Below are 11,775 nucleotides of genomic sequence, written 5' to 3'. Positions count from 1 at the left end.
CATCACAGACGCACTCCCCGGAGCGTCAGCTAGTTTGGATAGCCCCCCCGGAAGAGTCAATGATTTTCTGTTGAGTTGGGTGGCTAAGGGCGACTTTGACGTTTTTACCCAAAAGGTTGAGCAACCGGCTCATACCGAAATTTCACCGACGCTCCGCTGCAATCACGGGTAACGGAAGCATTCCCCTCTAATTTGGGTGGCATGAGGCCGATGTGAAAGCTGACCGGTTTGGGCAGTCAAGTCACCCTGCCAATATCCCCCTGAAAAAACAAATCCGGAAAACCACTGGCCCCTGGTAAAGGATTACCACCGATGAACTCCCGATGGAAACGATCCGCATTGGCAGCGTGCATTGCCGCGGCAACCTTCATCAGCAACGGTGCCGAGGCGCAGGCCCAGAACTACGAACGCTACAAACCCCTGACCGTGCCGAGCCAGCCTTCGGCTCAGCCGAGAGTTCAACCCGAAAGGTTGGAACCGGTTCAAGGAAGCGACAAGGTCCTCGTTGAAGAACTGGCGGGCATCATTGTCTTAGACCACAACGACAAGGTCGACGCGGAAGATTCTCACGCGGGAGTTTTGGGCATCCAGCATGACTTTGATGATTCAACTTCGCTGGTTTACGGTAATGGCGTTCAAGCTATCTTGAATCGATACATTGGTGGGACCGTCACGCTTCGGCGTCTCAACCAGATGTCGCGAGACATCATCTCGTACTATCGAAAAAGCGGACAACCGGTTGTCGACGTCGTAATCCCCGAACAAAAGATCACTTCGGGCGTCGTCCAAATCGTTGTCACTGAAACGCGAATTGGCTCAGTAAAAATCACCGACGGATGCCATTTCGACGCGGACGATCTATGCCGCTGGATTCAATGCACACGACGCGGCGACAAGATCTACGAGAACAAACTCAACAATGATTTGTTCTGGCTGAATCAGAATCCGTTCCGGCGCGTTTCCGTTGATATGCGTCCTGGTGCAGTCGACGGAACCACAGATGTCATCTTCGACATTGATGATGTGTGCCCGATCCGAGGGTACACAGGCTACGAAGACACCGGTGTTCGCACTCTCGGTTTGGAGCGGTTGTATGCCGGGATGATCTACGGCAACGCGTTCGGCAAAGGTGGTCTTCTCAGTTATCAATACACCGCCGATGCCGAATTTTATCGACTGAATGCCCACAGCGTCAGCTACGCACAACCCGTCAATCGATCGTACAGTTGGAATGCTTACGGAAGCTGGGCCGGAGTGAGCCCAACCATTCCAACGGTCAACCAAGACGGAGAAAGTTGGCAGGTTGGTCTAGGAATCACCCGCCATCTTCAAAAGACTCAATGGGTGGACACAAACTGGTCCATCGGTGCCGATTTCAAACAAACGAACAACAACTTGGAATTCGGCGGCCAACAGGTCCAAAATTCAGCGGCAGACCTGCTGCAATTGCGTCTGTCATTCCAACACCTTTGGCGCGGCTGTCGAGACGAATACGGACTGTTGACACTTGATTCTTTTGTTGGTCCAGGCAGTGGATTCACCAGCGATCACAACACCGCAGCCTTCAATACGATTCGAGCAAACACGACACCTGACTACTTCTACACTCGTCTTCGTGCGGAACGCATGTGGAATGTTCGAGAAGATTGGCAACTAATGGGGCGTTTTGTTGGGCAGCTAGCCTCAGAACGTTTGCTGTTCAGTGAGACGCTTGGCTTTGGCGGATACGACTCCATTCGTGGGTACGATCAACGTGTCTACAGTGGCGATGATGGCTGGTTCGCTTCTCTGGAGTTTGGGCCTCGCACAAAACGTTTTGGCACCTGCTCTGACCCCAATACCTTTCGAGCATTCACGTTCCTCGACATGGGTGGAGGTTCGGTCCAGGATGCTCTGCCAGGTGAGGTGAGTGATGAATTTCTGATCAGCGCCGGCCTGGGCATGCGATTGGCGATCAGCGATCGAATCTCGATGCGAGCTTCGTATGGTCACGGGTTTGAATCCGTGCCGGGTGCCGAAAGCCGAGACCGTGTTCACATCGGAATCGTGTCTCTGTTCGGCCCGCGAGTTCGTTGACGGTCGCTCGCCCGTCATCCGGTCCGAGCATAAAAAAACCACGCGAGGTGAGTCGCGTGGTTTTCGTGTTTGAACAATCGAAGTGGCTTAGCGAGCGCCAGCCAATTCGTCTTTTTTGCGTTCGGCGATGATCTCTTCTTGGATGTTCGAAGGAGTCTGACGGTAGGCCGCCAATTCCATCGTGAACGTTCCTTGACCTTGAGTCATGCTGCGAAGGTCGGTCGCGTAACCGAAGGTTTCTGCCAAAGGAACTTCCGCCAAGATGACGGTCATGCCTTCGTTGGTATCGTTGCTGGTCATCAGACCACGACGACGAATGACGTCACCGGTGACGGTACCTTGGAAGTCTTCTGGCACTTCGATTTCGACCTTCATGATCGGTTCGAGCAACTTCGGAGCGGCTTGCTTGAAGTACTCGCGGAAGCAACCTTGAGCAGCCGTGTAAAAGGCTTTTTCGCTCGAGTCAACGTCGTGGTAGCTACCGTCGAGCAACTCGATGCGAGTTCCCACAACGGGGTAATCAGCAATTGGGCCCTTGCCCAGGATATCGCGGAAGCCTTTTTCAACAGCAGGGATGTACTGCTTTGGAATACGACCACCAACAACCTTTTCTTCGAACTCGAAGCTGTCTTCGCTTTCCGATTCGATCGGGATCAGCTTGCCAACGATGTGAGCGTACTGACCCGAACCACCGGTTTGCTTCTTGTGCTTGTAGTTGAACTCGACTTCGCGAGTCGGGCTTTCGCGGTAGGAAACCTTTGGAGCACCGACTTCGATTTCGACGCCATATTCGCGACGAATTCGTTCGATGTAAATTTCCAGGTGCAACTCACCCATCCCCGAGATCAGGATCTCGTTGGTTTCTTCATCGGTGTAAACACTGAACGTTGGGTCTTCCTTGCGGAAGCGTTGCAACGCTTTGCTCATCTTGTCGCCATCGCCACGGTTCAGTGGATTGACGGCGATCTTGATGACGGGCTCAGGCACGTACATCGACTCCAACGTCGCGTAATCACGCTCGCTGCAATACGTGTCCCCGGAAGCACAATCGATACCCATGACGGCAATGATGTCACCAGGGCCCGCTTCGTCGATTTCTTCACGCTTTTCACTGTGCATTCGCACGATCCGACTGAAGCGTTCTTTCTTCTGCGAACGCTGGTTCGTGTACGCTTCGCCCTTCTTGATCGTACCTTGGTAGATACGCATGAAGGTCAGCTGACCGAATGGATCTTCGACGATCTTGAACGCCATGCCCACGAACGGCTTGTCCGCATCGGGTGACAATTCGATCTTCTTGGTTTCGTCCGAAGGGTCACGTCCGTAGATTTCGCGATCCAGTGGGCTGGGCAGATACTCGGTGACTGCGTTGAGCAATGGCTGAACACCTTTGTTCTTGTATGCACTGCCCATGTAAACGGGAGTCGCACCGTTGAGAACTGCTTCACGCATGACCCGGTAGATCATGTCCTTGGACACTTCTTCTTCGCTCAGCAGCAATTCCATCACTTCATCGCTGTAGTTGGACAATGAATCCAACATTGCAATGCGTGCTTCTTCCGCTTCGTCTTTCAAGTCAGCAGGAATTTCGCTGGTGACAACCTTTTCGCCTTGGTCGCCTTCGAAGGTGTAAGCGACCATTTCGATCAAGTCGACGACGCCACGGAAATTCTCTTCCGCACCGATTGGGATTTGAGCGAGGAAGGCATCGGCACCCAACTTTTCGCGAAGTTGTTCAACAACGCGACGCGGGTTAGCACCGGTACGGTCCATCTTGTTGATGAACGCCAAGCGAGGAATTTGGTATCGCTTCATTTGGCGGTCAACGGTGATCGACTGGCTTTGAACGCCACCGACACTGCACAGAACCAAAACCGCACCATCAAGAACACGCAGCGAGCGTTCCACTTCGACGGTGAAGTCAACGTGGCCGGGGGTATCGATCAGATTGATGTGATAACCGTTGTGCGTCACGCTGGTCGCGGCACTGGTGATCGTGATCCCACGCTCTTTTTCGAGCTCCATGTGATCCATCGTGGCGCCGTCACCGCCACCGCGAACATCTTCGATCTTGTGGATACGTCCGCTGTAAAACAGGATGCGTTCGCTCAGAGTGGTCTTGCCCGAGTCGATGTGGGCACTGATACCAATGTTTCTGACCTTCTCCAAATTCATAATACTTCACCTAAGCTCGACCAATGCGGCGGTTCCAATCTCGCCCGTCGACAACTCTGACATGGATGTCGCAGTAATTCCGGGAGGATTTGGAGGGTGGCCGACGAATCGTCAAAAATTGTTGGGGGGTGTAGACTGGCAAAACCGGGAATCGCCCGGACATTCTTTTCGAATCACATAAGAAATCGAACGGAAATATCGCAAAGGTGGCTCCGATCGGGAACCCCAAAACGAATCAGGCGCAATCTTTGCTCGCCATTGCGGCCCGATCCCCCCTGACATTGGATTTTTGAAACGATTTTGCCCATCAAATTCGACCGCCCCGCCGTCGCGGACTCCGCTCCCGATCCCTCCGAATCGCTTGCGGCCCTCCGAGACAGAGCTCCAATCCTGGCTAAATTCAAAAAACCTCCCCTGGGAGTCGTCCTGGGCAGTGGTTTGGGGGGACTGGCTGACGCAATCGAGTCTCCCACGATCGTGCCCTACGCCGAAATCCCCGGGCTGGCCGCGTCCACCGCGTCAGGCCACCGTGGCGAATTCCTGATCGGCCACTTGGCAGCTCGCCCCGTCATCGCGATGGCAGGACGCCTGCATGTTTACGAAGGTCATTCCCTTCGGGAGGTCACCCGGCCGGTCGCCCTGATGGCGGGATTGGGAATCAACGAGCTCGTCGTCAGCTGCGCCGCCGGCGGATTGAATCCCAATTTCAATGTCGGCGACCTAGTCCTCCTCAACGAACACAGCAGTTGGCTGGATGGAAAACTGGGTGCCCCGCCAATCAGTTTTCAACGAACAAACGACTCGGCTAACGAGTCCGCCGCTGCCGCGGGATGTTTCCGACGAAGCCTGAGCACCTGCGATCCGCAGCTCGACGCGATTGCTCATCAAACGGCTCATACGAACGGGTTTGAACTTCGACGAGGAATGTATTTGGCCGTCAACGGTCCCAACTACGAAACCCGTGCGGAGTGCCGAATGATGCGGCGTCTCGGTGCTGATCTGGTTGGCATGAGCACGGTGCCGGAACTGTTGTGTGCCGCCTCGGCCGGAGTCCGAACGCTTGGTATCTCCGTCGTCACCAACCTCGCATTGCCCGACGCACCCGCGACAGCCGACCACGCGGATGTCTTGGAAGTGTGCGAGCGAGCTGCCGAGCGGTTACAACAAATCGTTCGAGCGATTGCCACCCACGGAGCTTGATGTGACGAAGGAACCCCAGCAGCCCGATCATTCGATTGACATTTCCCAAATGTCGGATGCGGAATTGCACGCCGCTTTGCAATCGATCCCCTGCCAATCCGGCGAAGACGACCCCGCACCGCTGGTCGAGCTGACTGGTCTGAAAAGCCAACACTCCGCCATGATGCGTTGCGAGACTCCGCTTCGATTTCAAGCGACGGGCAACCTGGGTGATTACGCCTTTGCCTTTTGCCGTGACGCAGACATTCGGCTAGACGGCAACGTTGGCCATGGTGCTGGTGACGGGATGAGTGGCGGAGTCGTCTTGATCACCGGCAACGCGGGCTGCGGATTAGGTTCCGCCATGACCGGAGGAACGCTGGCCGTTTACGGCTCGGCGGGCGATCGAGTTGGCTCGGCGATGCGCGGCGGCAGCATCTTTGTTCGCGGAAGCGTTGGCGATGACACCGGTGCGGGTGCTCTCGGCGGCACAATCGTGGTCGGTGGCGATGCGGGCGACCGACTCGGTGACGGCCTGAACAACGTGACCGTCTTCCTGCGAGGCAAAGCCAAATCGCTGGCCCCCGGAGTCATCGAAGCTCCCTTGAGAAAACGCGAAGAAGTCCGTTTGGGTTTGCTTTTGATGGGTGCCTCCATACGTGGTTCGGCATCCGAGTTTCGTCGCATCATTCCTAAAGCACGCTTGGACGCCGAAGAAGCGGGTGCCGGTGAAATCCGCCCGAACTGGCGTTAGAAGCGGCCCCGCTGTCACTCTGGTTGGCCTGATTTCGCTCTCCATCGGATCGTAGGCGGAGTCGCCAGACTTCGGTCTTCCTCCGAAGCCGCTCCCAACTCCAGACATGTCTCGCAGCTTTTTGATTCCGTTTTTCGGCGGGCTTCCGGCACCTGCTTCTCCCCCATACCGCAGTTTGGCAGAAGGTCGAGCGAAGCCGTTCAGGTGGACGCGAGAGCGAGGGCTGGATGTCCTTTCAGAGTAGAACATATGTCCCAATGTTTGCGTGATAGGTTGGTTTCGTCGAGCAGTGTGACGCGAACGTTTGAAAGTGGACTTGGGTGCAATGAGGCTTGGCGATGGAAGGCTGCCCGACGGAACAGTTGAGGACAACTGTTCTACTCTGATGCGCGATCTCCGAAGCTGATTGGAAAACGATTCCCTCACCCGCCAGCGACAACGTCGAGGTAGCGATATCCACCGCGATTCTGGCGAGCAATTTCTTTCATGAACGAGTTCGCTGGTTCGGGCCCGCTGCCAAACTGGATCGCGTGGATCACCGTTCCCGATTGCTCCGCTCTCCGGCGAATGTCTGCCATTTGATCCGCACTCATCGTTTGAATCGATGCATCCGTCAAAAAGAAAATCGCGTCGGGTGCCAATCTGAGCGCCATCCTCAACGCCAATTGATGTTCCGTCCCACCGACCGCAACCGTTCGGTTCACGAACGCTTCGGCTCGCCGGCGAATTCCATCCTCACCAAACACCAGCCCCGTTGTTTGACCATCCGGCGAAAACGCCTTGGGACGATCGTTGTAGAAAATGACCTGAAACTGCTGACGCTCGCTGAGTGTTCTCAAGCTGCGGATCAACTCTTGCTTCGCCGCACGCAATGGCTTGCCACCGGACGCGGACATGCTTTCGCTGTGGTCAAACACATAAACAAACGTGCTGCCGGAACCCGACACGCCGAACACCGACGTCGTCGTTTGACCGGCACCTTCGCCCGCTCGCGACGTCCCCGGAACAAGCTCGCCAGTGCCCAACTGGTCAGCGATTTTACCCTCGCCAAATTGCAAAACGCCTTCCACGCCGGTTCCTTGCGACTCACCCGCCGCCACACCTCGGCGAGTCATCTCCGCAAACAAGCCATCCAAATCCACCGGCGGAACAAACCCAGCGGGCGGAGCGGACGCGGCAGAAGCAGTCGATTGCGACTGCTCGGCATCGGACTGATCGACCGACTTGGAACGCTCGTCCACCTTCCGATCGGATGCATCCGCCGTCGCGGCATCGGAATCTTCCGACGAATCTTCGGTGACGTACCGAGTCCGATCGGGCAACCGATACGCCATCGCCACACCAACGCTGGTCGTCGGCTGCTCAATGGTGCCAGCGGACTGAGAACTCACCCACCCGAGAATCGATCCGATTAATATCAGGTGAGCCAAACACGAACCCACCAGCGGCCAAGTCGATACCGCCGGCCGCTGCCAAGGAGTGACGGCGGGCGGGTCGTTGCCAGTTGGGCGAGTCGCTCCCGAACGGCCGGACTTTCGGCCGTCTGAATGGGGTTCGTTAGAAGGCGAGGTGGCCATGGCAACTCAAGTGCGTTCTTTTCCGTTATTTGTGCCGCTTTGCGCCGTCGAGACCAGACTTTACGCTATGGGGCACGTCGCGGGAGGAAACGAAATTCCATCGGCGATCAATGTTCGTTTGTTTTCCCGGAGATCAGTGTAGTGAGTAACGAATCAGGCCGTTTTCTTTTCACCAGTGAATCGGTCAGCATGGGCCACCCCGACAAGCTGGCGGACCGAATTTCCGACAGCATCTTGGATGCATTGTTGGCCCAAGACCCCCACAGCCGCGTCGCTTGCGAAACACTCGTCACCACCGGCTTGGCCGTCATCGCCGGCGAAATCTCGTCCAAGGCTGACGTCGATTATGAAAAGATCGTCCGCGACACCATCGTTGCCGTCGGCTACGACGATCCTGACATCGGGATCGATGGAAAAACCTGCGAAGTTCAAATTCGCCTCGACGCCCAAAGCCCTGACATCGCTCAAGGAGTGAACTCCGACGAAGCATCGGGCAAAGACATCGGTGCCGGCGACCAAGGCTTGATGTTTGGCTACGCCTGCAAAGACACTCCTGAATTGATGCCACTGCCGATCGCGCTGTCGCACCGCATCATCAACCGCATCACCGAAGCTCGCTTCAACAAAGAAGTCGACTGGTTGCGTCCCGACAACAAGAGCCAAGTCACGGTTGAATACGAAGGCAATCGCCCCGTTCGCATCGAAGCCGTCGTCGTCAGCGCTCAACACGGCCCCGATGTCTCGCACGACGAAATCGAAAAGTTCGTGATCGAGAACGTCGTCAAACCTTCGATCCCAGCCGAGTTGGACAAGGGCGACATCAAGTATCACATCAACCCAACCGGCAAGTTCATCATCGGTGGACCTCACGGCGATTGCGGTTTGACCGGTCGCAAAATCATCGTCGACACCTACGGCGGCTGGGGACGTCACGGTGGTGGTGCCTTCAGCGGAAAAGACTCGACCAAGGTTGACCGCAGTGCCGCTTACATGGCTCGTTACGTTGCCAAGAACATTGTCGCCGCCGGCTTGGCCGAACGCTGCGAAGTTCAATTGGCTTACGCAATTGGTGTGACCGAACCCGTCAGCGTTCACGTTGACACCGAAGGCACCGGCAAGATTGATGACGCCAAGCTTTGCGAACTCATCCGCGAGCACTTCCCGTTGACTCCCGGCGGAATCATCGATCACTTGCAACTGCGTCGCCCTGTGTTCGTTGAAACCACCGCGGGCGGCCACTTTGGTCGCGATGGCGAAGGCTTCACTTGGGAAAAGACCGACAAAGCGGACGCCTTGGCCGAAGCCGCTGGTGCAACCGCCACCGCTTGAGGTTTCGTCCTTCCTAAGTCGTTGCAACGTCTCCTTGAATCAGCCTCTTCGCCGAATCGCTTGGATCACCGACCCGCACTTTGATCATGCCAAACTCGATGTTTGGCAATCGTGGGTGGCGAAACTGCTGGAACTCGATCCAGACTCGATTCTGATCACCGGCGATTTGTCCGAAGGAGACGATGTTGCCTATCAATTGCGATGCTTGGCCGAATCCTTGGATCGGCCGATTCACTTCGTGCTCGGCAACCACGATTTCTATGGCAAATCGATCGCGTCCACGCGTCGCGATTTGATTGCTCTCTGCCGTGACGTCCCGCAACTGACCTACCTCACCGACCACCCCGCGATGCCGCTCAATGCATCCACGGTTTTGATCGGTGACGATGGATGGGGCGACGCAACGCAAGGCGACTACGCCGGGTCCAACGTTCGCCTTAACGATTTTCAACTGATCGAAGACTTTCGAACCAGCGATCCCGATGGCTGGCAATCGCTTCTGATCGCGGAAGGCAAAGCCGCGGCGGAACGCTTGACGGACAAGCTAAACAATTTGTCCGACGAGATCACACAGGTCTTGATCGCCACCCACGTCCCACCGTTCCGCGAAGCGTGTTGGTACGAAGGCAAAACGACCGACGACAACTGGGCCCCCTTCTTCGTCTGCGGCCAAGTTGGCCAAGCACTCCGCAAGGCCGCCGAGCAGGCTCCCAACCGCAAACACGTTGTCTTGTGCGGGCACACTCATCACGACGGCATCGCACAGATCGCCGACAACCTCGTCGTCCACACCGGTTTTTCACGGTACGGCAGTTTGGAAATCGAATCGATGCTCACGATCGAGCCAGACTCCCTGGACCTCTCGCGTCCCGCCATCTGCTTCCCCTGAGAACGCAGCCCTGCAGCACAAACATCCTCTGTTGCCAATCCCCAAACGATCTTCCAGCCTCACCACAAGCAACGTAAACTCAAACAACGCATTGCAACCCAAACGCCCTCGTAGCTCAGCTGGATAGAGCAGCGCATTCCTAACGCGCAGGTCACAGGTTCGAATCCTGTCGGGGGTATCAGGTACTTCATAGAATGCGGAAAACACGGTGTTTTCCGCACTTTGTCACTTCGCGTGAACCTCTGTGAATGCCTCTGAATAGCACTGAGTGTCCCGCTTTCTGTCCCGACTTTGCTGGGCTTCATCATCTTGTTTTCCTTGCTTGAAACGAGGGAAATTGGAATGGGTGTCAGTTGATCAATGAGCGATTCTTTCTGTCCTGGCGGGGCCCGTCATATTTTCGCTTCTTGATGATCACGTCGTGTCGCATCGCTACCTCGACCGTATTGCCGATTCGGGGGAGGTTGCCGATCTTCACGACCTTCCGATCACCGTCGATGACGCGACGCTTGATCGTCGACACGCTGACCTGCAACGCCTCAGCTGCCTGCCGGTACGTGAACGCGAGGGGTTCGCTTGATCGGTCGGTTTTCGGACGCCGCAGTTCAACCCGCGTTGAACGGGCGTCCGATCGTTTGGGGACGGAGATCTTCGATTCGGAGAATCACTCATGTGCTTGCCAAAAACTTGCAGTTGAGGCGACACATCGGGTGAAAATCGAGTGGTCAGGTTGACCATCTGCCCGACGTTCACCCTGGTAAATGTGCCAAGCACAAACTGAATTTGGCAAACGGCGGCTAAGCTAGGTAAGTTTGCAATCGATTCGGTGCACGCCCTCACTGTCATGCACCTTAATTTTCAGGCCAACTCCTCGCTCGTTAATGAACTTCGCAAGCTTGCAGATGACCGGGCGAATCTTTGAGGTCTTTACGAAATCGCGCCCCCAAACCTTGTAAACGAAGTCACCGAGCGGGATTGTCCATTCTGCTGACAGGTCCTTGTTGGCATCCCAAAGCGCCCTGGCAACAGTCAGTTGTCTGGGCTTGCGCTCTAGTTCCATCAGCAGATGATCCCAAGGACACTTAAAGTCGACTTCCGCATCCGCGGCACGAATCAACCGCTCAAAGAGCATCTTCATGTGCTTTTCGCTTTGGTCAATCAGGCCAATCTGATCATCGACCGCGGCTGCGATTTCTTTGAACCGCCGGTGAGCAGCCGAACTGCTTCGCGAGTGCGTTTCGCGAACTAGCGAGACGAGATGACTTGCCTGTTGCTTAACATCCTCCTCAGTCTGGAGCTTGATCTCGTCCTTCCCGAATCGAGTCAACCAATCGCGAAGCTGCTTTCGAGCTTTGACTCGCTTCGTCCGATCATCATCGCCTTGTTGCCCGCTCCGTTTCGAGGTCTTCGTGGTCTTCCGCATCCGATTGATTCAACCTTCGCAAAGGGCGGCATCACCAAAAGCCGCGTACTGCCAAACATTCAAACAAGACGAATACGATAATCATTCGCTGCCATGAATGCTGGTTCACCACCGAAGCCGGAGGTCACCGCCGCCCGATACAGCTCATTGGAATCGGCCATGCCGTCGACCGCCTGCGTCGGCGATGCCAGCAAGTTGGCGAACCAGTCACATCGCATCGCGAAAATTGAGCAAGCAACACATCGGTGTCACCGTTTAGAAGGAGACGCACGCTAGATGGCGACGCACGCGTCGCAGTTCCGGAACGGTCGAGGTGCACATCGTGCCATCGCGATAACTCTTACTGACTGGCGTCGGGATCGGTTTCGCATTG

The 11,775-nt window shown here is 55.9% G+C and carries 9 protein-coding genes and 1 tRNA gene; 6 read left to right on the top strand and 4 right to left on the bottom strand.

All coding sequences use genetic code 11. The features are described from left to right. Positions 1–312: 312 nt before the first annotated feature. Complete coding sequence (locus tag RE6C_RS05325) at positions 313–2,076, top strand: ShlB/FhaC/HecB family hemolysin secretion/activation protein (RefSeq protein WP_008654567.1); 1,764 nt, start codon at positions 313–315, stop codon at positions 2,074–2,076. Positions 2,077–2,163: 87 nt separating this feature from the next. On the opposite strand, the gene fusA is transcribed toward RE6C_RS05325, so the two are convergent. Further along, positions 2,164–4,251: an elongation factor G gene (fusA, locus tag RE6C_RS05320; RefSeq protein ID WP_008654561.1), complete on the bottom strand. Its 2,088-nt coding sequence runs from the start codon at positions 4,249–4,251 to the stop codon at positions 2,164–2,166. Positions 4,252–4,551: 300 nt separating this feature from the next. On the opposite strand from fusA, the gene RE6C_RS05315 reads away from it, so the two are divergent. Both RE6C_RS05315 and RE6C_RS05310 read left to right on the top strand, forming a co-directional pair. Next, positions 4,552–5,451 carry a purine-nucleoside phosphorylase gene (locus RE6C_RS05315; protein ID WP_039961262.1) on the top strand — a complete coding sequence of 300 codons (900 nt, stop codon included), beginning with the start codon at positions 4,552–4,554 and terminating at the stop codon, positions 5,449–5,451. Position 5,452: 1 nt separating this feature from the next. After that, positions 5,453–6,184, top strand: a complete 732-nt coding sequence (locus RE6C_RS05310) for a glutamate synthase (RefSeq protein ID WP_008654559.1) — start codon at positions 5,453–5,455, stop codon at positions 6,182–6,184. Positions 6,185–6,606: 422 nt separating this feature from the next. Here the strand turns inward: RE6C_RS05310 and RE6C_RS05305 are convergent, their stop codons facing one another. Next, positions 6,607–7,761, bottom strand: a complete 1,155-nt coding sequence (locus RE6C_RS05305; RefSeq protein ID WP_039961261.1) for a vWA domain-containing protein — start codon at positions 7,759–7,761, stop codon at positions 6,607–6,609. A gap of 141 nt (positions 7,762–7,902) precedes the next feature. Between RE6C_RS05305 and metK the strand changes: the two genes are divergently transcribed. From metK to RE6C_RS05290, 3 genes are all read left to right on the top strand, one after another. Further along, complete coding sequence (metK, locus tag RE6C_RS05300) at positions 7,903–9,090, top strand: methionine adenosyltransferase (RefSeq protein WP_008654556.1); 1,188 nt, start codon at positions 7,903–7,905, stop codon at positions 9,088–9,090. 34 nt (positions 9,091–9,124) lie between these two features. Continuing rightward, positions 9,125–9,979 carry a metallophosphoesterase family protein gene (locus tag RE6C_RS05295; protein ID WP_008654554.1) on the top strand — a complete coding sequence of 285 codons (855 nt, stop codon included), beginning with the start codon at positions 9,125–9,127 and terminating at the stop codon, positions 9,977–9,979. 104 nt (positions 9,980–10,083) lie between these two features. Further along, positions 10,084–10,157: transfer RNA gene (locus RE6C_RS05290), tRNA-Arg, on the top strand. A 624-nt stretch (positions 10,158–10,781) separates the two neighbouring features. On the opposite strand, the gene RE6C_RS05275 is transcribed toward RE6C_RS05290, so the two are convergent. Next, entirely contained in the window at positions 10,782–11,306 is a 525-nt protein-coding gene (locus RE6C_RS05275) for a hypothetical protein (RefSeq protein ID WP_236617958.1), read from the bottom strand. Between the two features lie 155 nt (positions 11,307–11,461). Beyond that, positions 11,462–11,620: a hypothetical protein gene (locus RE6C_RS32120; protein ID WP_160167187.1), complete on the bottom strand. Its 159-nt coding sequence runs from the start codon at positions 11,618–11,620 to the stop codon at positions 11,462–11,464. Positions 11,621–11,775 lie beyond the last annotated feature (155 nt).

The organism is Rhodopirellula europaea 6C, from assembly GCF_000338295.1.
In the GTDB taxonomy this organism is placed as follows: domain Bacteria; phylum Planctomycetota; class Planctomycetia; order Pirellulales; family Pirellulaceae; genus Rhodopirellula; species Rhodopirellula europaea.
The sequence above is the reverse complement of the archived record's forward strand: the minus strand, read 5'-3'. Positions and strand labels throughout refer to the sequence as shown.

Excerpts from the sequence above, each read along its gene's own strand:
- RE6C_RS05325 (WP_008654567.1), top strand. The coding sequence starts at position 313 with ATGAACTCCCGATGGAAACGATCCGCATTGGCAGCGTGCATTGCCGCG.
- fusA (WP_008654561.1), bottom strand. The coding sequence starts at position 4,251 with ATGAATTTGGAGAAGGTCAGAAACATTGGTATCAGTGCCCACATCGAC.
- RE6C_RS05305 (WP_039961261.1), bottom strand. The coding sequence starts at position 7,761 with ATGGCCACCTCGCCTTCTAACGAACCCCATTCAGACGGCCGAAAGTCC.
- RE6C_RS32120 (WP_160167187.1), bottom strand. The coding sequence starts at position 11,620 with ATGCGATGTGACTGGTTCGCCAACTTGCTGGCATCGCCGACGCAGGCG.